The organism is Solibacillus sp. FSL R5-0449, from assembly GCF_037975215.1.
Taxonomy (GTDB): domain Bacteria; phylum Bacillota; class Bacilli; order Bacillales_A; family Planococcaceae; genus Solibacillus.
The window spans coordinates 188,018-209,828 of sequence record NZ_CP150239.1 but is presented as its reverse complement, the minus strand read 5'-3'; the positions used below and the strand labels follow the sequence as shown (position 1 = coordinate 209,828).

24 protein-coding genes are annotated in these 21,811 nt (G+C 34.7%); 12 read left to right on the top strand and 12 right to left on the bottom strand.

The window, feature by feature from the left end:
- Positions 1-37 precede the first annotated feature (37 nt).
- Positions 38-1,135, bottom strand: a complete 1,098-nt coding sequence (locus MKY27_RS01045) for an AAA family ATPase (protein WP_339196981.1) — start codon at positions 1,133-1,135, stop codon at positions 38-40.
- Positions 1,119-1,907 (bottom strand): DUF6414 family protein, encoded by a 789-nt coding sequence (locus MKY27_RS01040; protein WP_339196979.1) that lies wholly within the window; start codon positions 1,905-1,907, stop codon positions 1,119-1,121. Before MKY27_RS01040 ends, MKY27_RS01045 begins: the two co-directional genes overlap by 17 nt.
- A 258-nt stretch (positions 1,908-2,165) precedes the next feature.
- Here MKY27_RS01040 and MKY27_RS01035 point away from each other — a divergent pair, with 258 nt between their 5' ends.
- The 7 genes from MKY27_RS01035 to MKY27_RS01005 all read left to right on the top strand — a co-directional run bounded on the left by MKY27_RS01035 (position 2,166) and on the right by MKY27_RS01005 (position 7,938).
- Positions 2,166-2,312 carry a hypothetical protein gene (locus tag MKY27_RS01035; protein ID WP_339196976.1) on the top strand — a complete coding sequence of 49 codons (147 nt, stop codon included), beginning with the start codon at positions 2,166-2,168 and terminating at the stop codon, positions 2,310-2,312.
- Positions 2,287-2,448, top strand: coding sequence for a hypothetical protein (locus MKY27_RS01030; protein ID WP_339196974.1), 162 nt, complete (start codon positions 2,287-2,289; stop codon positions 2,446-2,448). Before MKY27_RS01035 ends, MKY27_RS01030 begins: the two co-directional genes overlap by 26 nt.
- A gap of 54 nt (positions 2,449-2,502) precedes the next feature.
- Entirely contained in the window at positions 2,503-2,658 is a 156-nt protein-coding gene (locus MKY27_RS01025; protein WP_339196970.1) for a hypothetical protein, read from the top strand.
- A gap of 20 nt (positions 2,659-2,678) precedes the next feature.
- Positions 2,679-4,064, top strand: a complete 1,386-nt coding sequence (locus MKY27_RS01020) for a recombinase family protein (protein ID WP_339196967.1) — start codon at positions 2,679-2,681, stop codon at positions 4,062-4,064.
- A complete protein-coding gene (locus MKY27_RS01015) occupies positions 4,061-5,557 on the top strand; it encodes a recombinase family protein (protein ID WP_339196966.1) in 1,497 nt (498 codons plus the stop codon). The genes MKY27_RS01020 and MKY27_RS01015 overlap by 4 nt, the downstream gene beginning before the upstream one ends.
- 544 nt (positions 5,558-6,101) lie before the next feature.
- A complete protein-coding gene (locus tag MKY27_RS01010; RefSeq protein ID WP_339196963.1) occupies positions 6,102-6,305 on the top strand; it encodes a hypothetical protein in 204 nt (67 codons plus the stop codon).
- Between the two features lie 40 nt (positions 6,306-6,345).
- Positions 6,346-7,938 carry a recombinase family protein gene (locus MKY27_RS01005; RefSeq protein WP_339196961.1) on the top strand — a complete coding sequence of 531 codons (1,593 nt, stop codon included), beginning with the start codon at positions 6,346-6,348 and terminating at the stop codon, positions 7,936-7,938.
- A gap of 907 nt (positions 7,939-8,845) precedes the next feature.
- Here the strand turns inward: MKY27_RS01005 and MKY27_RS01000 are convergent.
- The 5 genes from MKY27_RS01000 to MKY27_RS00980 all read right to left on the bottom strand — a co-directional run bounded on the left by MKY27_RS01000 (position 8,846) and on the right by MKY27_RS00980 (position 11,236).
- Positions 8,846-9,190 carry a hypothetical protein gene (locus MKY27_RS01000; RefSeq protein ID WP_339196958.1) on the bottom strand — a complete coding sequence of 115 codons (345 nt, stop codon included), beginning with the start codon at positions 9,188-9,190 and terminating at the stop codon, positions 8,846-8,848.
- Between the two features lie 14 nt (positions 9,191-9,204).
- Positions 9,205-9,405, bottom strand: a complete 201-nt coding sequence (locus tag MKY27_RS00995; protein ID WP_339196956.1) for a transposase — start codon at positions 9,403-9,405, stop codon at positions 9,205-9,207.
- 295 nt (positions 9,406-9,700) lie between these two features.
- Complete coding sequence (locus MKY27_RS00990; protein WP_339196954.1) at positions 9,701-9,880, bottom strand: hypothetical protein; 180 nt, start codon at positions 9,878-9,880, stop codon at positions 9,701-9,703.
- 43 nt (positions 9,881-9,923) lie between these two features.
- Complete coding sequence (locus MKY27_RS00985) at positions 9,924-10,346, bottom strand: hypothetical protein (protein ID WP_339196952.1); 423 nt, start codon at positions 10,344-10,346, stop codon at positions 9,924-9,926.
- 14 nt (positions 10,347-10,360) lie between these two features.
- Complete coding sequence (locus MKY27_RS00980; protein ID WP_339196950.1) at positions 10,361-11,236, bottom strand: hypothetical protein; 876 nt, start codon at positions 11,234-11,236, stop codon at positions 10,361-10,363.
- A 919-nt stretch (positions 11,237-12,155) separates the two neighbouring features.
- Here MKY27_RS00980 and MKY27_RS00975 point away from each other — a divergent pair.
- Genes MKY27_RS00975 through MKY27_RS00965 form a run of 3 tightly spaced genes read left to right on the top strand, consistent with a single transcriptional unit; the run spans position 12,156 to position 14,013 of the window.
- Positions 12,156-12,482 carry a hypothetical protein gene (locus tag MKY27_RS00975; protein WP_339196947.1) on the top strand — a complete coding sequence of 109 codons (327 nt, stop codon included), beginning with the start codon at positions 12,156-12,158 and terminating at the stop codon, positions 12,480-12,482.
- Positions 12,483-13,229: an ABC transporter ATP-binding protein gene (locus MKY27_RS00970; protein ID WP_339196945.1), complete on the top strand. Its 747-nt coding sequence runs from the start codon at positions 12,483-12,485 to the stop codon at positions 13,227-13,229.
- A complete protein-coding gene (locus MKY27_RS00965; RefSeq protein WP_251691486.1) occupies positions 13,219-14,013 on the top strand; it encodes an ABC transporter permease in 795 nt (264 codons plus the stop codon). The genes MKY27_RS00970 and MKY27_RS00965 overlap by 11 nt, the downstream gene beginning before the upstream one ends.
- A 211-nt stretch (positions 14,014-14,224) precedes the next feature.
- Here MKY27_RS00965 and MKY27_RS00960 read toward each other — a convergent pair whose 3' ends face one another.
- The gene (locus MKY27_RS00960) at positions 14,225-14,731 is read right to left on the bottom strand and encodes a GNAT family N-acetyltransferase (RefSeq protein ID WP_079523284.1); all 507 of its coding nucleotides are present in this window, start codon (positions 14,729-14,731) and stop codon (positions 14,225-14,227) included.
- 191 nt (positions 14,732-14,922) lie between these two features.
- Here MKY27_RS00960 and MKY27_RS00955 point away from each other — a divergent pair, with 191 nt between their 5' ends.
- Positions 14,923-15,507, top strand: coding sequence for a helix-turn-helix domain-containing protein (locus MKY27_RS00955; RefSeq protein WP_079523283.1), 585 nt, complete (start codon positions 14,923-14,925; stop codon positions 15,505-15,507).
- A 61-nt stretch (positions 15,508-15,568) separates the two neighbouring features.
- On the opposite strand, the gene dacB is transcribed toward MKY27_RS00955, so the two are convergent.
- Both dacB and MKY27_RS00945 read right to left on the bottom strand, forming a co-directional pair.
- Positions 15,569-16,963, bottom strand: coding sequence for a D-alanyl-D-alanine carboxypeptidase/D-alanyl-D-alanine-endopeptidase (dacB, locus tag MKY27_RS00950; RefSeq protein WP_339196939.1), 1,395 nt, complete (start codon positions 16,961-16,963; stop codon positions 15,569-15,571).
- A 199-nt stretch (positions 16,964-17,162) separates the two neighbouring features.
- Positions 17,163-17,900, bottom strand: coding sequence for an SDR family NAD(P)-dependent oxidoreductase (locus MKY27_RS00945; RefSeq protein WP_079523281.1), 738 nt, complete (start codon positions 17,898-17,900; stop codon positions 17,163-17,165).
- A 200-nt stretch (positions 17,901-18,100) separates the two neighbouring features.
- On the opposite strand from MKY27_RS00945, the gene MKY27_RS00940 reads away from it, so the two are divergent.
- Positions 18,101-18,712 carry a TetR/AcrR family transcriptional regulator gene (locus tag MKY27_RS00940; RefSeq protein WP_251691476.1) on the top strand — a complete coding sequence of 204 codons (612 nt, stop codon included), beginning with the start codon at positions 18,101-18,103 and terminating at the stop codon, positions 18,710-18,712.
- A gap of 99 nt (positions 18,713-18,811) precedes the next feature.
- Here MKY27_RS00940 and MKY27_RS00935 read toward each other — a convergent pair whose 3' ends face one another.
- Positions 18,812-19,753 carry a sensor domain-containing diguanylate cyclase gene (locus MKY27_RS00935; protein WP_339196936.1) on the bottom strand — a complete coding sequence of 314 codons (942 nt, stop codon included), beginning with the start codon at positions 19,751-19,753 and terminating at the stop codon, positions 18,812-18,814.
- Positions 19,754-19,966: 213 nt separating this feature from the next.
- Positions 19,967-21,382 (bottom strand): cytosine permease, encoded by a 1,416-nt coding sequence (locus MKY27_RS00930; RefSeq protein ID WP_339196933.1) that lies wholly within the window; start codon positions 21,380-21,382, stop codon positions 19,967-19,969.
- Between the last annotated feature and the right edge of the window lie 429 nt (positions 21,383-21,811).

Here is a 21,811-nt window from a genome sequence, read left to right as displayed (position 1 = left end):
TTAACTATTTAATCTTTCTTTTTTTGTGTTTTTACAACTATATATATTCAATTAGCGGAGTGGCTATCATCTGTTTAAGATACCTTCTTATATCTCGCGCATTATTTATAACAGATAAGTGTTGTTTTAATAAGTCTGGAATATTACTTTTTGAAATAATTTCAATTTCTTCTTCTGAATATTTATTAATTTCTTCACCATATATTCTATCAATTAATTTTTCTTTTATAATATCAGGGAATTGTTGGAATCCTATAAAGGAATCAAATCGAGAAAATATAGCTTCTCCAAGATTTTTTCTTATATCAGCTTCTGATACGTAATTTGAAGTACACAAAATAATTGCATTTTGTAAGTTAACCTTATAATACTTATCCTCATAAATACCTTCATCAAATACTTGATAAAAAGCACTAAAGAAAACCTTATTACACTTATCAAATTCATCTAATAAAATTATATTGGATTCTCTATCAATTAAATCTTTAGCAAATGAATTGGTTCTGTCGCCGAAAATATAGCTGTAAAAACTATCATTATGGAACATAGAAAATTGCTTTCTAAGAATATTATTATCTTCGTTAATAGCTTGATTAATAAAATAAGCTGTTTCAGTTTTCCCTACACCGGGAGGACCATATAACATAATTATTTTAGGTTTAGAGTCTTGATTGTTTGTTAGATCATATAATGCAGTTAAAACTTCTGTTTTCACCTGTGATTGACCCAAAATTTTTTCATCAAAATTTTCTTTAATTAATTTTAGTGCATTTTTAGTTGTCTTTGGATAGGACCAATGCTGAATTGATAGTTTAAAATGATCTTTATAAATTTGGATTTGATTATAAATACTATTAGGTGGGTTATGAAGGAGAATTTCAGTGTATCCCAAATAATTTTGGTAAATCAAAATACTTATGATAAATCTCTCAATAAAGGCATCTGTTACTCCACCATATTCTTCAGTAGTAACCGTTAGATAACGGTAGGTTCCAATTAATTCATCTTCAATTGGATTGGAACGACGAGCATCACTCCATCTGACCATTTCAGAAAGACTTATAGTATCTTTAGTTGGAATTTTCGAGTTAAATTCTTTGGTTGGACCATAAATAATTTTAATCTTCATTTTCATTCTGAATTTCACCTACTCCAGCTAAAATAACATCATATAGTTTTAACTTTGAACTTGTACCCGATTGTGTGGGAGGGTTGTTACCCATAATAGCTTGTATATTTAAAGTGTCGACTGAAGGAGGCTCCCCTGAAAGTTCATTCTGCATAATAAGTTCTTCTTTCTTACAATCACCAACTTCTATTGCAATAAAAGCTAAGTTCATTTTAGGCAAGTCTGTTAAAACATACGCATTTTTAAATGAGTTAATGTTGAAACGAAGAACTATTTCCTCTTGGTCTTTATAAGCAACCATTTCATAGTAGCCCTTAGCTGCTGCAAGAATTTCATCAACGTTTTGTAAATCAAGATCTCTTAGTCCTTCTACTGCTTCTGAACCTTCTCTAAATATTTTCATATAAGGTGCATACATTTTCATATATGCAAAAGAATCCTTTAAGGCTGTAACTTTATATCCTTCAAGTATTTCAATTGATTTTTTTCTTACCAATTTTTCTTTTAAGGCAACAAAATCAGTTAAAATTGTATTTGTGACTGTTTTAGTTGCCAATGTATCTTTGCTATGAGAAACACTAGCACTTACTTTTGTACTAAAAGCAGCTTTAACAATATTCAAAAATCCAGTACTTGTTCCAACTGAAAGTTCTCCATTGGCTTCCCCCTTCAGACTAACCGTCCCCTCGCTCTCATTAATTGAAGAAATTTGTCCACCATGTTCAATTAATAGAATATCTGTTGCTGAACCTTCATCAAAATATATAATTTTACGCATTTCTTATAACCCTCTCTACTATTTATTGAATATATTAGCTCACCTTACTTCCCTATCAGTATACATAAAATACCATTTGTTTACCAACAACCTGGATTTAATTACCCTAATTTTATAGATTCCCCTAACGTAACAAAACAAGTCTTTTGGCCCATAAGAATCTATATATTTTAAAAGTATTATGATTAACGCTTGAAGGCCAAGGCCAGTAGCAACCAATTATATAAACTACTTTTACTAGAAAGGAGGCACTCCGCAATGGAGGACAAGCGTTATTACACAACTCCAAAATGGTATGAACAATGTCTTGAACATTGTGAAACCTTTGGTATTTCGAAGTCCATCATTCAGCTGTTCATCCACATTCAGGAGCAAAATTATGAACAAAATAATAAAGAAATTTAAAATTTCCGGTTATGAAACAAGCACTGTTATTACACCCAGAGGGAATTATGATTCGAAAGAAATTAAGGATGTTCAGATGTCCATTGATTTTGGAGAAATGAAGTCTACTAAAACTAAAAAAAGAAATAAAGTATAAAAAGTTCCCTTCCAGTCAAAGATGAAGACAAAAATAGGACTGGAGGGGAACTAAGTGAAAGAACAATTTCGAGTTGTAAAAGTAAGTTACTCTGAAGAATTATCATTTGAATCTGAATTATGGTTTAAGAGATTTATTGAAAAAAGACTTCTTGATCACGTTGCAAAAGATGATTATAAACTCCGAGCTTTATTGATTAGTAAAAAATAAATTTGCGAAAGGATTAATATATGAAGAAGGAAAATTTAATTATTGTTTATAGCCGGGTAAGTTCAGCTGCTCAAAGTCTTGAATTACAAGATGCTGCTGCTAAGCGGTATCTTGAGTCAATCGGACTTAGTGGTGAAGAAAATTTTATTACCAATTTAAATGATCATGATGTTTCAGCTACGAAACTAAAAATGAATCACAGACCCAACTTAATGCAATTATTGGCTTTAATTAAAGAAGGAAAAGTTAAGACAGTAGTTGTCTATAAACGGGACAGGTTGGCAAGGAACTTTTATGAATTCGTCGATATAACAAATATTTTCATTAAATATAATGTGGAAGTCATCTATACCGCTAGTAATGAGCCACCTTTTAAAAAGAAACTTGCCCTTGAAGCGTTTTACGGTATGTTTGCTCAAATGGAAGGTCAAAATATCAGTTCACGTACTGCGGATGCTCGGAAGCAATATCCATCAAATATTTTTGGATATAAACGAATTACTAATGAGACGAACAAACCACGTTATATTATTAACGAGGATAAGAAATGTTTAATTGAATCATTATTTACCGATTTTAGTAAGGTTGATAATGAAGAAGAGTTCCTTGATTTTTTAATGCTTCGAAGAAAAGGGCTAAAAGATCCAGATAAAATTATTAAAATTTTAACAAACCCATTTTATTCGGGGCATTACGCTTCAAAAAGCAATTACCAGGTGCTAACTCATGCGGACCCAATTATTTCATTGGATCTTTTCCTTGAAGTAAAAACAAAAATTGATACATTTAAAGCTTACTATATAGAAAAATTAGCAGATGCTAATAGACATATTTTGTTTTCGCCACTATGTGGTGAATGCGGAAATATAATGAAGCACCGGAAAGAGAATGCATTAGATAGAGGTTATTTTGTCTGTAGTGCTAAACATAAACGTATTCATATTACCGTTGAAGAAATTAATCATTTAGTAACACAAACTGTTTTGAATTATGTACAAACGCTTTTGGTACCCCTTGTAGAAAAAGTAATTCCAAAACAAGTGAGTGTTGCTCAAAAAATGTTGCAAAATGACTTAAAAAGCACAGCATCAAAATATTTAGATACTTCTTTAAAAATTTGCACACATGATGGAAAGGCAAAATCTCTAATTTCCGCCTATTTAGAAGAAATTCAAGCACTAAAAAATAAATACAATGATTTAGAACAGGACCTGTTATCTTTACAACAATTAAGTAGCCAAATTAAAGAAGTGATACAGCTATTGTCACAGCAAAATTTTAATTTTAATGAACAAGAGATTCAACGGCTCATTGAATTATTTGTTGCAAATATTTCCGCTTATGAAACGCATCTTCATATTAATCTGTTCCTATCATCGTTTGTAAAGGAGTTGGATGCATCATGAATAATAATGAAACTTCGAAATTAATAAAAGCATCAGCATATCTTCGGTATTCCGATAAAAAACAAGATAGCAATAACTCTTTAGAAATTCAAAAGAGCCGAATCCAAGTATTAGTTGAAAGAGAAAACCTACACATTACTAATTGGCGAGTAGATAAGGCAACTAGTGCATTTCGGAATAACATTAGTAAACGAGAAGGTATTCAACTTATTCTTGAAGATATAGCCAATGGAGCAGAAGCAATCTGCTTTTACGAGGAATCTCGAATCACTCGAAGTATCACTGATTTCTATAATGAAATTTATATTACTATTAAGCAGCAGTATCCTCATGTAAAATTTTTTAGTACGCAAGGCGATGGCGAATGGAATCCAGACGACCCAATTGTTCAGGCTAAGCTAGTCTTTGCTGCAGAAGAATCAGAAGTTAAGTCTGACCGCGCCACTGATGCTCAAATGAACCTGTTAACTCGTGAACAACCAAAACGCCCAGGTTCCCGTACCCCTGCAGGTTATGTTATGGAAAATGGTGTTTTGCATCCCAATGAAGATGCAATAGTAGTAGAATTAATCTATTATCTGGCAAGTTGGGGGCATTCTCATAACATTATTGCTCAATTTTTAAATCAATGCGCTATCACAACTGAGAAAATAACGTTTTGGAATAGCAGTACAATTGGTTATATCCTTTCCAACCGTGTTTATACAGGTGACTTAGCTTGGAATGTAAGAACAAGCTATGAAATCAGTAAACCAAAACCTGACAAAGATATTGAGTTATTAAAAAATGTACATTCTCCAATCATTAACCCAACAATTAGTCATTTGGTGAAACAAATAAACGATTTAAAAAACCATTATGGAACAATGAGTACACCCTTTTATCTTCGTTCCATTATTAAATGTAAGAGTTGTGATGCTTATTTAATAGCCAAAGACCAATCGCCTCAAGGGAAACCTGGGGCATATAGAATTTATAAATGCTCAGAATGTAATAATAATGTTCCGTTACTCCCTGTTCATGAAGTTGTTTTAAATGATCTACTGAAAAAATGGAATAACCAATTCAACACTATTAGTACTTCATCTAGAAAACAGCTTAAACAGTGGTCTACTAAACTTAAAAAGACTAAGGATAGAATAAAGCAGCAACGCAAATTGACACTCCTTAATGAAAAAATGTTAGCAAGTGATATAACAAATTCAACACTATTATCTGAAGCGTTTCATACTGCAAAGCAGCATTTAGAAGAAGAATTAACTTATATCAGTGAGACAATGGAAGAAATTGATTTACTACTTAATAGTGATTACCTAATAGTCACTTTAAAGGAAATGCTAAATCATAGTTTTAAGGATTTTTCAGATACAGAATTAAGGGTTTTTATCCTATTATTTTTTGATGAAGTAAAAATTAACTTTGAAAAAAATAATGAAATTCAAATTAGTTACCGTCTCTCCCCATTTGTTTCTTTAGAAAATTCAACTGGTTAAAGAACCGAAGAAATAAAATAAGTAACATTTTTAACTGGCTGTAAAACCGAAAGCAAAGGCTGTAAATTTGCTTCCATATAATTAACATTCTTAGAATCCCTTGTAATCAAGGCTTTTTGAGCTTATTAATTCGGTTTTATAGCCATCTTAGTATACTTCGATGACTATGAAACCGAACGCTTTAATTCATTTATGGTCAAAAAACCGAAGTTCTAAACCTTAAAATATAATTATTTTTTTAAAAGACATACAATATAAAAATCTAATGATATAATGTTTTTAGAAATAACAATTAACTTTTTACGAATCTTAGCGGTCACGTAGTAAATATAAAAAAACAATTAAATAACTAATAAGGGGAAAACCCCATAGAAAATTTACACAAATGTGTAGATTTTTCTATGGGGTTTTTCTTTTTTTAAAAGAAATTAAAAGGTGTTGAATTAGGTGTTCTTATAAGACATTTTTGGTGTAAAAAATTGACTAATATTATCGATTCAAGACGAATACACTTTAACACCCCATAACATCGGAGTGATTTATTATGAAGGATGTATGTCATCCTCAAGCGTTGGGTGAAATTGATATTGGTGGAGTAAAGTATCTGCACAAATCAGATGATAATTTTGATTATTTAAAGGATATTTCAGAAAACGAAGTAAAAATACATTTGAAGTTTACCAAAGATCAAGAAAAAAGAAATGCTGCTAAAAATGGATTAAAAACCTTTTTCTTAGAGATATTATAATTATCTTCCTTTTTAAAGGCTAATGAACGGGTGTGTGAAAATGAAACGAGTTTGGTGTCTTTTTCGAGTATCTAAGAAACAACAAGTAAGTACAGATGATGATATACCGATGCAAAAAAATTCTTGTCATGAATTCGTTAAAAGCAAAACTAATTGGATAATAACAAATGAGTTATACGAAAAAGGAGTATCCGGTTGGAAAAAAACAGTTAACGAACGAGATGAAATGGCAATCCTAAAAGAAGGCGCATTAAATAAAGAATTTGACGTATTATTGGTCTTTATGTTCGATCGTTTAGGTCGAAGAGAAGATGAAACACCAGTAATGGTAAACTTTTTAGTTCAGAACGATATCGAGGTCTGGTCTGTAAAAGAAGGCCAAAGAAAAATTGAATCTCATACTGATAAGCTTCTAAATTATATAAGCTTTTGGCTATCCGATGGTGAAAGTCAAAAAACTTCAATTAGGGTAAAAGAAGCAAAAAAACAACTTAGTGAACAAGGATATTTTCAAGGTGGCTCCCCCCCAATTGGATACAAAATTGTGGAAACAGCTGAGCAACATTGGAAAAATAAAGAACGTCGAGTTAAAGAATTAGTGCCAGATGAAGATGAATCAGAAATGATTAAGTTGATTTATAAGTTATATGTAAACAAACATATGGGTTATAGAAAAATTGCGGACTACTTAAATGAAAATGGATATCGTAATAGAGATGGTAAAGTTTTTATAGTGAGTACCATCCAGAGAATATTATCAAATTCAATTTATATTGGATTAAAGCGGTATAAAAATGCTGTAGGTGGAACTCAGCCATTTAATGAAAAGTTAAGAATTATTCCAGACGAGTTATTTAATCAAGCTGAGCAAATAAGAAATACTAGGAGTAGTAATATTAATGAACAGGACAAATCCGCAATACCAAGAGCAGGGAAATTACTGTTTGCAGGGATGGCATATTGCAAATATTGCGGTTCAAAGCTTACCCCTAATTATCTCTATAGGAATTCAAAATATAATAACAAAGACGGCTTCTATAAAAACACCATTTACCGATATAAATGTCCTTTAAACAAAGGTAAGCTATATTGTGATCACCAGCAAAATATCTGGGGCGGGAAAAAATTTGATACACTAATTATTAATAAGATAAAATTTATCTTTTCACAATTTGAATTAAGGTCCTTTCTTGATACAAGCAAAAATACGAAAGCTGATTTGTTAAAGATAAAGGAACGGAATGTTTATAACCTAGAAAAAGAGTATTTAGCTTTAACAAAGCAACAAGAAAAATTAAACCTTGAAATTGGGAAAACTTTAATCGGGGAAAGTTCTTTTACTACTGAACAGTTATCAGCAGCTATTAATGTAATAGATAAACAAACAGAAGAAAAGTTATCACAATTAAATTCTTTAAAAGAGGAATTAGAAAGAGAGAGAGAGAACTATTCCGATGTAAATTACCTGGCAAACGAATTAGATAACTGGGTGCAAAAGTTCAATGAAGCAGATGATGATCTAAAAAAAGCAATGCTCTCAAGAATAATTGATAAGGTTTATTTAGGGAAAAATGAAATAGAAATCGAACTAAATATATGGTTATCAGATTACTTTGAAGGGAAATTTGATTAGGGTTTTATAGGATAAAAAGACTTAGCTTTTGATAGCTAAATCCTTTTATTCTAGCTTTTAAGAAGGTAGTGACCCCTTAAAGTTAGAGTTTTATTACGTAACTAATTGGCTGGCATGTTTTCGGTAATTTACCGGACTCATGCCAGCCAATTTCTGTTTAATACGAACTTTATTATAATAATTGGTATTTTCTTATGTAATCCTTTATAAGAGATGATTTGTTCTCCATAATACATTTCCTATTTTAGTAAGCTAAAGAAGTTTTCCATGGCCGCATTGTCTACGCATGTTTCTTTACGAGACATGCTTTGAAAAATCCTGTTCTGCCTTATTGTTTTCACCCACGTATTGTGTTGATAGTGCCATCCTTGATCGGATTTAATTGTTGTCCGATATTCAGCACGCTATAGAATAATCGGAAGTGCTTGTTTGAGTGAATCTAACACAAAATCTAGACTTGGCCTTTTTGACATACTAAACCCGATTATCTCACTAGTATATAAATCCATCATCGGACTTAGATAGAGTTTTTCATCATCTTTACATTTAAATTCAGTTCGATCAGTCACCAATTTTTGAAATGCATATGACGTTCTGAATCTACGATTCAAAAGGTTTTTAGCGGCTTTCCCAACTGTTCCTTTGTATGATTTATAGCGTGATTTACGTACGAACTTTACAAACTTTAACCCTAGGTCTTTCATGATTCGTTGTACCTTTTTATGATTAATTTATGCCCTTGCACTCTTAAATCTGTATGAATTCGGCGGTAGCCATAGCGACCTTCATGTTTCGAAATTCTCTAAAATCAGGACTTTCCACACTACGTCTGGATCGTGTTGCCCTAACAGTTTGATATGATAATGATACGTCGCTTCTGGAATATCCACTTGTTTTAAAATATCTTTTAATCGAAATCCTTTTTGTTTAAGTTCGAAGGCGATGGCAGCTTGTGCTTTTCGAGGAAGGCATCTGGATTCTCCCGAAAAGCCTTCAACTTATTTAAATAAGCTACCTCTAAACGAAGCAGTTCATTTTCGCGTTCGATCTGCTCCTCACGTGACATTGTTTTTTCTTGGTTATTCACTGTTGATTTTTGTTTCTTAGACATGGATGGGCGCCACTTTGGTTTTCTTTGCAGGCCCTCTATCCCTTCTTTTAAACACCGATGATACCAACTAGCAACTAAAGTTGGATCATTCAAGTTAAAGTGAATCGCAGTATCTTGATGGGAAGCACCTGTTCGTTTCATATAGCTCGATACATCTAATTTAAATTAACAGAATAAGACTGCTTCGTTTTCTTAACAGATAGGCCACTACATCCAAACTCTTTATAAGCACGTACCCATTTCCTTAACGGTGTAGCACCGATACCATATTTTTTCGCTATCGCTCTATATCCTAGTGAACCACTTAAATATTCTTGAACCACCAACAATTTAAATTCTTCATTATATTTAGTCATAAAAAATCACCCCAAAAGTTAGTTTTTCACTCTAACCTTTGGGGTGCAGTACCGAATTGTTTAAATCGTTATTTAGCCTAAAGCTCCTTTATAAATATCAGAATATTATGACCATCATTAGAAGGTGCTTGTCTTATTATGTAGTCCACCGAGAAAAAATCAATCTAAAATGACCTCTTATTCAGCGTCATTATGGACACTCTTGTTATTGCTAGCTAATCATTCTTCTTTGAGGTTAGTACTTACGCTCTATAGTTTGTTCATATGCTTATCTCTCACATAAAACTTATTTTATTTAGTTAGATATCCCAGATAATACCAGAGCAAATATAATAAACGCAAACATAAACCCACTCATTAATATCTGGACTGTTATCTCCTTTTCTCCATCTTTAACTTTGTGAGCAATTCCAATTAAATTAAAAAAGAAAATAAAAGCAATAACAGGTGTTAAATAAATTAAAAATGCATTCATAAATATTCTCCCTATATTAAATCAACTTTATTTTTAAGTAATTTTACTTTATTGATTCAATTTGTTCTATAGATATTTCTTCATCATTAAATCGGATGGTTTCTAACTCACTGCCTTCAAGATAAATTACCACTACTTTTTCTATAGGTTGATTCGCTATATAAGATTCCGTATATATATCAAAATACCCCATTTTATCGGTATTACCTTGAATTCCTATGTTATAGTTTTTGTAATTACCATCTTGATTTTTGTTGCTTTTTACATAAAAATACACAATGGAATTTTCTTTATTTTTCGCTAAATAAATTCCATCTTCTTCATATTTAGAGAACCATTCTTGGACATCTGTCTCAACATTATTTATCTCAGTGTATTCAAAGTAATATACTAGTTCAGACTTAGAACATCCTGTAATTATTATAAGTAAGATGAAGAAAGAACACATTAAATTTATTTTCTTCAATTATTATAACCGCCTTAGAATGTTATTTTTTTATAATCGAAATCGTCTTCACTTACTTGATAAGAGAAGCTCACTGATAGACCTGCTGGAATCGATACAGAAGGTGAACCTACAGCAACTGTAGTATGTCCATACTCAGATTGGATTGCCATTTCTTTAACTTTGGCTTTTTTATCGATATGGAAATTAAATCTTCCCTTTTTAGTATAAATACCAACTTCTTCTTGGTCACGGTACCCCATCCCAAATGATGTTGATACACCTACATTTAGATGAGGTTTAACTGTAGCTGTATTAGTTTTATTTAAAGTTTCTTTACCAATATTGTAATAATCGTACGTCATTTTTGTATATCCACTATCTGTATTTAAGTAGAAGCCTTCCGACCATGTAATCGCAATAAGATCTTTAATTAAAACAAGCGGTGCTTTTGACCAATTAAAGATATATGCTCCTTTAACAAAAGAATATGTTGATGTACTACCTTGACTAGCAATTGAAAGTGTACCTGAAAGATTTGCTAGTAAAGATAATACTTGAGTATCAGAACCTGAAAAATTTTGAATACTCTCTATTTGTTTAAGAGAATAACCCTGGGACATTAATTCATTTGTACTATTATTTTGCAAACTTTTAACTCTTTCACTTAGCATACTTTCGAGATTGAATTCTCTTAATTGTTTTATTTCACTTTTACTTGCACCTTTTTCTAATAGTTCACTATCTGATAGGTCTTGTAAATCTTTAATGTATTCAAGCTCATTTACGACTGTAATTCTTGACACATTCTCCAAACTTTCCTTGCTTTCTTCCGCATTTACACCTTCTGGTAAAAAAATTGAACTAGTTAGCAAAAGTGCTGATACAGCAATAGCTATAATTTTCTTCATAACATTACCCCTATTCTAATTTTTGAGTTAAGAACAATATAATTTACTAAATTTTACTATTTTTACGATAATTTTAATAAATATGTAATTAACTGTTTTTACAGCTTATTTTAAAAAACAGATATTGTCAATGACTTTATGGTAATTATCAATCTAAAATAGAAAAAAGGCCCATTATTTCTCAAGAATCGAATCATTTTTCCTTGTGATGTAATCGGGACTTATCGATTATATTTAAATTAAATAATTTAAATATAAAAGTAACGGGTTCATAAATTTATGAACAACAATATTCCCAAACATCACTTTGGTAACCAACACCTCTTATTTAATTGAACAGAAATGTTTTGATTTTTCTAAACAAATAATACGGAAAATTCGTCAATATCCTTTGGGGATAAATGGGGGGAATGAGTATGGCGATTAATATTATTGAACAAGCAAAACGTGGCTTGAAAGGTTTTGCAATAGGGCATTTTCATGCTAGCGGTCATTAAGGTCGGTATCAAGAAGAATATTTTAAATATTTTGGAGACCCAGATTTTGACACTAGAAAATATTTAATCGCTGCATTTACCTGTATGTTAGGGACTTGGGAAAAAGGATATTGCCAGGTATTTCAGCCAGTCAAAGAGTGGGAGGAGCATAGAGATCCTTTAAATCAATATTATTGCTTCGAAGATTATCTTAATGCAAATTTAAAATATCACGATCGGATAGAAAAAGAATCCCCCTATATGTTTGAAGATATATTGTACTTTAATAGTGGTGTTTTTTGTAACTGATAGCCTTTGCTTCCGGGACAGGTGATTATGTACAACTTTTCGAACCGACTGCAAGTATTTTTGAACAGCAAGGCATCGGAAAAATCGTCGCTTCATTCGGCGAAGAGCTTGGTGCCATTCCATATACGGTATTTATGGCAAAGGAAAGTACATTCTCTGAAAAAGAAATGATGGATAGCTTTACGAAGGCTCTTTATAAAGCACAAAAGTGGGTTTACGAAGCATCAAGCGCTGACGTGGCAAAAGCGATTGCTCCTTACTTTGAAGATACAGACCAGAAGATTATTGAGCAGGTTGTGACGCGTTACCGTGATCAGGAGTCTTTTGCAAAAGATCCGATTATCGATGAAGATGAATTCCAAAATCTACTTGATGTAATGACCGAAGCAGGCGTCCTGGAATTTGAGCCAGCTTACAAAGATTTAGTAAACCGGTCATTTGCAGATGCGGTTGTGAAGTAAATGACTTATTTGGAAGTAAAAAATGTTACCCATCATTTCTTTAAAGAACAGCAAGTGGCAACAGCTCTTGAAGATGTAAATTTTACAGTTAATTCAGGAGAATTTGTCTCCTTTTTAGGTCCGAGCGGCTGTGGGAAATCCACACTGCTCTCTTTACTGGCAGGCTTATTGAAACCAACAACCGGTTCGATTGATTTTGCCGAATCGGATGTTGAAATCGGCTATATGCTTCAGCAGGACTTTTTGTTTCCATGGAAAACAATCGAAGACAATGTCGCACTCGGATTGAAACTGTTAAAAAAAGAAGAAGATCGCGCAATTGTTGATGAATTGCTCGAACAATTCGAATTGGCCCATACAAAAAAGCTTTACCCGCAGCAGCTTTCAGGGGGGATGCGCCAACGTATTGCGCTTGCCCGTACACTTGCAGTGAAACCAACATTACTTTTACTTGATGAACCGTTTTCTGCGCTCGATTTCCGGTCCAAACTATCACTTGAAAACTTTGTATCGGATACATTAAAGCAATTTTCAACGACGACTATTTTGGTAACGCATGATATTAGCGAAGCCATTGCGATGAGTGATAAAGTATTTATCTTTAGCCCTCGTCCGGGGACTATCGTGAAAAGCTTCATCATTCCACAGGAAGTTCGTGAACTGACACCATTCGAAGCAAGAAATGCCCCTGCTTTCCAAGTACTATTCCAGGAAATATGGAAGGAGCTTGATTCGGATGAATATTGAACAGCTGCAGCAGCAATATAATGAGAAACGGCGACGTGAAAAACGCAAAATTTTCTCTTTCCAATTACTGCTCCTTGTCGGTCTTCTTCTATTTTGGGAAATTACGACACATTTCCGCATACTGGATCCGCTCATTTTCAGTAGTCCACGTGCGGTTGGGAGCCTTTTTATCACAAAAATAACGGACGGCACCTTATTCCCGCATATTGCGATTACATTGTTCGAAACCGTTGTTGGCTTTATATTAGGGACTCTTCTTGGGACATTGCTTGCGATTTCCTTATGGTCTTCCAAAACATTTGCCAATGTAATGGACCCCTATCTTGTCGTATTAAATGCAATGCCTAAAGTAGCGATCGGACCGATGATTCTCGTTGTTTTCGGACCGAATATGCTTGCAGTTCTAGTAATGGGTGTGCTCATTTCAGTTATTATTTCGACCATCGTTATTTTTTCAGCTTTTCAGCAAGTAAACGAAAACTATATTAAGGTAATGCAGCTTTTCCGGGCATCCAAATATGAAACATTCCGGCATGTTATTCTTCCTGCCTCTACCCCGACGATTATCTCTACTTTAAAGGTGAATGTCGGCTTGTCATGGGTTGGGGTTATTGTCGGAGAGTTTTTAGTATCATCAAGCGGCCTTGGTTATCTTATTATTTCCGGGTTCCAAGTGTTTAACTTTACGTTAGTATTCTTGGCGCTTCTCATCATTATTGTATTGGCAACGATTATGTATAAAGGCGTTGAACTGATTGAACGAAAGGTATTGGAAAAGCAGTGATTAGTGAGTTGAAGAAGTCTCCGGGGCAAATTGAAAAACATCCATTTTCCTCTGGGGGGAGAAAAGTGGATGTTTTTTTGCTTTTATATGGAGGGAGTGACGAAAACCTCTACTTGGAATTTATATTTTTTCCCTTGGCGGTTAACATACCCATACGAGGCACTAATTGATGTAGATTGAATTGGAAAATCCATTCGCACCACTGAATCAATTAGCTAAGAAGGTTGAGCTGATAGCCTTTCACAATGATTCCGTCATTCAATGGTTCCAAGTCGCGTTCTGGAACACGTTGGAAGCCCATACTTTCATAAAGAGCAGATGCTTTTGTCATGAATGAAGCTGTATGGAGTCCAATCTGTTCGGAACCTGTTGCTTTCGCTAATTCTAGGCAATGAACAACTAACGCCCGACCGATGCCTTTCCCCCTAATATCAGGATCTACAGAAAGCATGCGAATCTCTGGAAATTCCTGCACATCATCCGTCCAGTCATAGGCTTGAGTGGATGCAGGAAATAATACGATGCTGCCGACAATAGCTCCATCGGTTTCGGCCACGAAAATCTGGGCATTATTTTTAATGTCGTTATCCGAAAGCAGACTGGTTTTTAATACACCCCAGTGTTCTGGTGAAACGTGCTGTTCGTATTCCCCATATCCTTTTACACGCAATACACGCACTGCCTGAATTTCCTCTTGCTTCATTTCTCTAATTTTCATTTGTTCAAGCCCCTTTATATTGTTTCTCTCATTACTATACCAAAAGGAGAAATTCCTTTTGGAGCCTCCCGGTTGTAATTATATTTGGAAGCAGCGTATCAAAATACCATTTAACATATTCCAACTCTACGTTCCGTTTGTTGCGAATCGACTTCAATCCTTTTATGCTAAATACAGTAGGAGGGAAACGAATGGATAATGAAAAAATTGGCCAATTAATTTATACATTGCGTAAGGGAAAAGGGATGACACAAAAACAAGTAGCAGATGCACTGTTTTTATCAGACCGCACCATTTCAAAATGGGAAAGAGGGATCGGATGTCCTGACATTACACTTCTCCCTCAGCTCGCTGCCCTCTTCGATATTCCAATAGAAAATTTACTGACAGGTGAAATAAATCAAAACGATTTCGTAGGAGGTAATATGAAAAATTCAAGCTATTATGTATGTCCAAGCTGTTCGAATATCGGTTTAGCAACAGGAAATTTTACAGTTTCGTGCTGCGGACGGAAATTAGAGCCATTAACTGCTGTAAAAGCAACGGACGAACAAAAACTAAGTGTAGAAGAAATCGATATGCAATGGTCCATTTCTGCAGACCACCCAATGACGAAAGACCATTACGTATCATTTATCGCACTGGCAACAGGTGATCAGGTTCAATTGTATAAGCAGTTCCCTGAATGGGCTTTGCAGGCAACGATTCCTCGTAAAAAACACGGGAAACTAATTTGGTTTGACACTCGTGACGGATTATTTTATCAGTATATTTAATGCCTTAATAAACAGTCTCCAACTATTAGACAACAGCTAATAATTGAGACTGTTTTGTTTTTTATACTACCTCAATAATCGCCTTCAACCCTTCATCCAAAAACGGAATCCCCTCTTCCCTTCCTTCAAGCATAATCGAGAAAATGTAGTCTCTCCCGCTTTTTCCTGTTACATAGCCTGATAATGTATTCACTTCATGAATATAGCCTGTTTTAGCGAATATTCGCTGTTGCAGTTCCGGCTCTAAAAAGCGGTCTTTTAATGTTCCGCCAACTAGTCTGTTTATATTCCCTCCAACTGGAAGTGATTCGTAAAAGTTCTGGAAATACGGTTCTTTTTGCAGCACATACAACAGCTCGGATATACCATTTGAGTGCAGACGGTTATGATGTGATAAGCCCGAACCATCAGCAAATTGCCACGTCGCAAAATCAATTTGCTGCTTTTCCAAATAAGCGCGCATTACTTTTAGGCCATGCTCGTAATCGCCTACTCCATGCTTTTGTTTCCCCATCGTTTTCAGAAAAATATCGGCGATGCTATTATTGCTTAATTTCATAAAAATTGAAAACATCTCCGCGATTGAGCGAGACTTATGCGTGTGTATTAGTTTTGCATGGTTTGGCGTTATGCCGCTATCAATGCTTTCTTCCTGTTCAAAACGGATGCCTGCATCTTTGCATAGTTCTTTGAAAAACAGCAGCGTGTTTTTCGTAGGGTCCTGGTGGGACACCCAAACTTTCGCCGTTTCTCCTTCCGGTATTTCACCTGTAATCATAATTTGACTTGTATTATTAATGCGGTAGATTTCCAATGTGTTTTCAGCACTTTTGTCTACTGATTTTGCTTCATTAGAAAGTTGCATACCACTTAAATGCGGGATGACGTTAAAACTCGGCTTTTCTCCGACATTCCCTGCAGTTGCTTCCACAATAATTGTGCTCGCATCAAAATCTTCATTCGGTGACATCGTAATGGGCGAAATACGGGCCCCGTAATAATGGGTTTCCCCTTCATCATCAACACCCGGTGGCAATGTATCACCCGAGAAATATGTATCATCCCCGATTAGCTTACCCTTCACCTGATGGATGCCTTTTTCCCTTAAAACTTCCGCAAAATGCTTAAGTGTTGCTTCATTTATTGTCGGATCACCGTAACCCTTCACGTAAATATCCCCGTTTAACGTATGGTCCTCAACATTTCCGTCGATAAAAATTTCTGTTTTAAATCGGTAGTCCAGTCCAAGCTCCGAAATTGCAGCTGCCCCTGTAAGAATTTTCATATTGGACGCAGGACGCATTAAACGATCCCCTCGGTATGTATAAAGAATCTCCCCAGAAGTCCGGTCACGCAGCGTAAAAGTGGCCTTATCTCCCCCTAAAATTGTTTCCACTATTTCGTCCAATTTCGTAATTGCATCGCCATTTAAGTTCTTCTCTTGAATCTCCTCCATACTAAGCCCCCTAAATTGTTAGAATTTACTGTAAATTTATTCTAACAGAAATATTTAGTTACGGTTAGCAGGAATTGAAGCGGACGAGACTTTCTAATATAAATGAAATTGTTCTAATATCCCACTCAACTGTTCTAATAAAAACAGCACACACATAAAAAGCGCACTTCCAAAATGAAAGTGCGCTTTGAATCAGAAATTATTGAGCTGTATATCCACCATCAACCGTTAAGCTGTTGCCGGTCATGAATGAAGAATCGTCACTTGCCATAAATAATACTGCTTTTGCCATTTCTTCAGCTTGTCCAAGGCGTTTCATCGGTGTCATTGAAGCTAATGCCTGTTTGCTTTCTTCCGGAATAATCGGTGTGTCAATGAAGCCTGGGCATAATGAGTTCACACGAATATTCTGCTCTGCATATTCAAGTGCAAGTGAGCGCGTTAAGTTAATTACGCCACCTTTTGCCGCATTGTATGCTGCCGAACCAGGTGAACCAACCCATCCGTACATAGAAGCGGTATTGATAATTGAACCTCCGCCAGATTTCAACATTTCACGAATTGCTTCACGGGCTACTAGGAAAACACCATCTAAGTCAACATTGACTGTGTTGCGCCACTCCGAATATTCCAGTTCATGTGAAGGGAAAACGCGACCAATGCCTGCATTGTTAAATACTATGTCTACTTTGCCAAATGCTTCAATTGTCTGTTTGAATATATTTGCTACTTCTTCTTCACTTGTAATATTTGCTTTAACAAATAATGCGTCCGCGTTAAGCGCTTTCAATTCCGCTTCGAAAGCTTTACCTTTTTCTTCGTTTAAATCAACTAATACGACTTTAGCACCTTCAGAGACAAATAATTTTGCTGTAGCTGCACCAATACCTGATGCCCCACCTGTGATGACTGCTACTTTACCTTGTAATTTACCCATCTTTTATTCCTCCTAGTATATCGCTTTATTAAAAATGCACATATTTAAGTTAAATTAAACAAAATAACAGAAATAAGTGTCATTGTTCTACAATTTAATTTTAACAACTTCTATAAGTTCAACAATCATTAAAATATTGTAAAATGTATAATTAGTAGACACTTACTAATATTTTGTCTTTTTCAGATGGAGGAGTAACGATGGAAAATAACCAAATTGATACATCCAAGCGAAAAAATCGAACAAAAGAACATTTTAAATTAGCTTTAATTGAGCTTATTAAAAAGAAGGGTTACCATGCCATTACCGTAAAAGATATTGTCGATCAAGCATCATACAATCGCAGTACGTTTTATGTGCATTACCAGGATAAAATCCAACTGGCAGAAGAATTGCTTGAAACAATGCTTGCTGGTTTAGAAGAATCGGCCGGAAAACCGTACACTCCTGGTCAAAAAATATATACGACAAAATTAAGTGCCCCATCTTTTAATATTATTTCTTACATATATGATAACCGGAATTTTTTTGAACTCATTAAATACGACGATACATTAGCAGGCTTCCACATAAGATTTCCTCAAACAATATTAAAAATTTACGGGGAACAGTTCATATTTCAAACACTCAATAATATCCCAGTAAACATGGATTACTTTAAAAGATATACGGCTTATGGATTTTACGGGCTTATACAAAATTGGATTAACAGCAATTTCAAAGAATCCAAAGAAGATTTTATCGAAGAAGTCATTGCTTTATCTCAAACACATATTTATTCACTGAAGTTTGTGGGGAAACAAAACAAATAAAACTATTATAACCATGTGTCTGGGGCAAAAAGAAAAACTAACCCCGTCACAAGGTTAGTTTAAAAATATATTATATGTAAGCCATAAAGTTTATCTGTTTCAGATCAACACCTTCTTCATCTTTTTATTTTTATACATTTTCTGATCGGCTTTATTAAGCAGTTGTCTCATTACGCCATATGAAGAAGGTGAATATTCATATCCAATTGAAATGTGGATAGGCGAGAATGGTAAGGTGTTAGAAAATTCCCTCATTTTAGAGCATACATTTTCTATATATTGTTCAACTTCAAAGTTATCTTTATGCGGCATCAAAACTATGAATTCATCTCCGCCAACTCTTGCAACAATCATTTCTTCGTCTGCAAATTTTTTTAAGCAATCGGCTGCTGCAATAATTAACCGGTCTCCCATTTGATGGCCATATTCGTCATTAATTTCTTTCAAGTCATCTAAGTCTGCGACAATTACAGATATAGGGATTGCAATTTCATTAAATTCTTTCTTTTTCAATTGGAAATACTCTCTATTGTACAAACCTGTTAATCCATCATGAGTCGATTTGTATTCCAGCTGCTCCTGCAAAATATATTGACTATGTACGTTTCTGTACACGCCTTGCACTGCCATCACTTTCCCATCTTTGTAGACAGGTGTAGCATATTCTTCAAACCAAATGTATTCTCCTAAATGGTTTTTAAACCTTACTGTTATCGGTTTATCGAAATTAAGTGTTCCCAATTGTTTCTTCCTTAAAATATCGTGGTCATCAGGGTGAACAATATCAAAAATTTTATCCGGATTATTTAAATGTTTTTCCAGCGAATTTGGCCCTAAATTACTGTCTATACTTGGGCTTAAATAAAGATATTTTAGTTTCGGGTAAACTTCACAGTAATATAACATATCCCGGATGCCTTCAGTCGTTTCAATCATTGGTTTAAATAAATTTATTTTTTGTTGCAACTTCGCCTTTTCATTGTGCAGACGTATACATAATACGATGAGGCAAATTAATATACCTCCTACAACAATACTCATAAAAATGACCCGCTTTCAATTTAATTCTCCAATAGCCCCAATAGTATTATTTTACTAAAATTATAATTTGATTGTATATATTAAATCCCCTAATAACAAGTACTTTTTGGTATTTTTCTGAAGAGTAAAATCACTATATTTCACCGTTAAAACACAACCCTTAAATAATAAAAACCGTACTCCCATTAAAACGGTAAGTACGGCTCAAATTTTTTAACCAATCCAATCCTCTTTCGGAATATCATTTGCTTCTTTCTTGCTATAGTATCGCCCTTTTGTCGCCAACCCTAAAATGACAGTCAGAATTGCTGCCATAAGTGCTGCGAAAAAGGCGGCAGTATTTTGCAGGAAAGTGCCCATATATCCGAGCGCTGCAATAGTGCCGATTACAGTTGGAACAATCAACGCAATGACACCAACCGGATTCCATTTAAACAGGTTTTCCTGTCTGGATTCGTAATAACGTGTGCCGATTTTCAGCCATTTTTTGAGCACGAGTGCTTCCGTTACAAGAACGGCTGCCCAGCTCATCAGTGCTACACCTTGGAATGTCATCGCAATTTGAAGATGATCGACAATACCACCAAGCATCAAGATCATCGCAATGACACCGCCTACTACTACCCAAAAACGGCGTCCTGGTGTAAAACCAAACATGTTTTCAAAAAAGTTCGAGAGGGAAAGTGAGCTGCTGTAAATATTCGTTATATTAATTCGAACCTGTGTCAGTACCGTGAATACGACACCACCGAGCCCTAATAATGTCACGATATAAACGCCGGGATTCGCTTCGGCGAATTTTACACCGAACCAAATGCCAAGGCCACCCATTACACCAAAACAGAAGATTTGCGGAATAAATCCGATAGCAATTGAACCGACTTTCAAATCTTTCGGTTTCAGGAATCGTGCATAATCCGAGGCAATTAAAGCCGTAAGTCCCATGATACCATGTTGCATTCCGATACATAACAGCAATGCCGTACCACCTATTTGAACACCCTCAGGCATATAGGTCCAGAAATTTCCGGAGTTAAGTGATGGGGTGTTGAAAGCAATGACAATGGCCGTAATGAGGAAGAACCCAAAAATAGGCAATGACCACTTTTGAAGTTTGTCCAATTGTTTAATGCCAAACCAGTTTAACGGAATTACTAAGGAACCAAAGAATACAATTAAAAGCCAGATCGGAATCGCCGGGAAGAATGCATGAACTGCAGCGACTAGAATCATTCCTTCAAATGCACAGTACATAATAAAGTTTGATGCGTAAATTAATGAGGTTAATGAGGCTCCGATATAACCGAATCCTCCGCGGGATAATAAGTTGACGTTCATGCCGGACTTTGCCGATAAATAAACTATGATGCTTCCAAGAATACCAGCGACAATGATGGCATAACCAGCTGAGATGAGCGCATTGACCGCTCCGAATTGTAGTGCCATGACGCTCCCCATCTGGAAATAGAAGATGGCAGTTGCGATGCCAAACGTTATATTTGTGATACTTAACCAGCCCATTTTGCGCTCTTCACGCGGAACTCGGTCAAAAGTATAGTCACTAGTTGCTTCTTCTTGATATAAGTTTCGTTCTCTTAAATTTTGATCTGCAGTAATCTCAGATCTCATTCAATCAAATCCTTTCTGTACTTATACTTCTTTTGTTTCAAAGGAACTTTTATTAGAGGTGGATAGATCTTTTTAAGGGAAAGGGCGGTTACGGTAAATCATCTGCAATTGATCCCTTCAATCCAGAAACAAAAAAAGAAATGATTTTTTTACCGCGCAGACAGTCGTGAGCGTAAGTTAAATAGCTCCATTAAATATTTTAACATAATTTAACGCAATTATTTGCTTTCTCAGTCTAAGTCGTTCTTTAGTCCCGCAATAACTCCACCCTTTTCCAGATAATAAAAAAAGCTCGAAAAACATAAAATTTCCTTGTTTTACGAGTACTTATTATAGCCAATATGACCATCTGTTTATTCTACCTATTCTTTTACACTTACCGCAAAATGACTGTTTGGAGTTATTGGTTTCTAAGTTTATAGATGCATT

Excerpts from the sequence above, each read along its gene's own strand:
- MKY27_RS01040 (WP_339196979.1), bottom strand. The coding sequence starts at position 1,907 with ATGCGTAAAATTATATATTTTGATGAAGGTTCAGCAACAGATATTCTA.
- MKY27_RS01000 (WP_339196958.1), bottom strand. The coding sequence starts at position 9,190 with ATGAAACGAACAGGTGCTTCCCATCAAGATACTGCGATTCACTTTAAC.
- MKY27_RS01015 (WP_339196966.1), top strand. The coding sequence starts at position 4,061 with ATGAATAATAATGAAACTTCGAAATTAATAAAAGCATCAGCATATCTT.
- MKY27_RS00955 (WP_079523283.1), top strand. The coding sequence starts at position 14,923 with ATGGATAATGAAAAAATTGGCCAATTAATTTATACATTGCGTAAGGGA.
- MKY27_RS00935 (WP_339196936.1), bottom strand. The coding sequence starts at position 19,753 with ATGAGTATTGTTGTAGGAGGTATATTAATTTGCCTCATCGTATTATGT.
- MKY27_RS00960 (WP_079523284.1), bottom strand. The coding sequence starts at position 14,731 with ATGAAAATTAGAGAAATGAAGCAAGAGGAAATTCAGGCAGTGCGTGTA.
- MKY27_RS00980 (WP_339196950.1), bottom strand. The coding sequence starts at position 11,236 with ATGAAGAAAATTATAGCTATTGCTGTATCAGCACTTTTGCTAACTAGT.
- MKY27_RS01010 (WP_339196963.1), top strand. The coding sequence starts at position 6,102 with ATGAAGGATGTATGTCATCCTCAAGCGTTGGGTGAAATTGATATTGGT.
- MKY27_RS01035 (WP_339196976.1), top strand. The coding sequence starts at position 2,166 with ATGGAGGACAAGCGTTATTACACAACTCCAAAATGGTATGAACAATGT.
- MKY27_RS01030 (WP_339196974.1), top strand. The coding sequence starts at position 2,287 with ATGAACAAAATAATAAAGAAATTTAAAATTTCCGGTTATGAAACAAGC.
- MKY27_RS00965 (WP_251691486.1), top strand. The coding sequence starts at position 13,219 with ATGAATATTGAACAGCTGCAGCAGCAATATAATGAGAAACGGCGACGT.
- MKY27_RS00940 (WP_251691476.1), top strand. The coding sequence starts at position 18,101 with ATGGAAAATAACCAAATTGATACATCCAAGCGAAAAAATCGAACAAAA.
- dacB (WP_339196939.1), bottom strand. The coding sequence starts at position 16,963 with ATGGAGGAGATTCAAGAGAAGAACTTAAATGGCGATGCAATTACGAAA.
- MKY27_RS01045 (WP_339196981.1), bottom strand. The coding sequence starts at position 1,135 with ATGAAAATGAAGATTAAAATTATTTATGGTCCAACCAAAGAATTTAAC.
- MKY27_RS00970 (WP_339196945.1), top strand. The coding sequence starts at position 12,483 with ATGACTTATTTGGAAGTAAAAAATGTTACCCATCATTTCTTTAAAGAA.
- MKY27_RS00995 (WP_339196956.1), bottom strand. The coding sequence starts at position 9,405 with ATGACTAAATATAATGAAGAATTTAAATTGTTGGTGGTTCAAGAATAT.
- MKY27_RS00990 (WP_339196954.1), bottom strand. The coding sequence starts at position 9,880 with ATGAATGCATTTTTAATTTATTTAACACCTGTTATTGCTTTTATTTTC.
- MKY27_RS00945 (WP_079523281.1), bottom strand. The coding sequence starts at position 17,900 with ATGGGTAAATTACAAGGTAAAGTAGCAGTCATCACAGGTGGGGCATCA.
- MKY27_RS00930 (WP_339196933.1), bottom strand. The coding sequence starts at position 21,382 with ATGAGATCTGAGATTACTGCAGATCAAAATTTAAGAGAACGAAACTTA.
- MKY27_RS00975 (WP_339196947.1), top strand. The coding sequence starts at position 12,156 with ATGGCAAAGGAAAGTACATTCTCTGAAAAAGAAATGATGGATAGCTTT.
- MKY27_RS01005 (WP_339196961.1), top strand. The coding sequence starts at position 6,346 with ATGAAACGAGTTTGGTGTCTTTTTCGAGTATCTAAGAAACAACAAGTA.
- MKY27_RS01020 (WP_339196967.1), top strand. The coding sequence starts at position 2,679 with ATGAAGAAGGAAAATTTAATTATTGTTTATAGCCGGGTAAGTTCAGCT.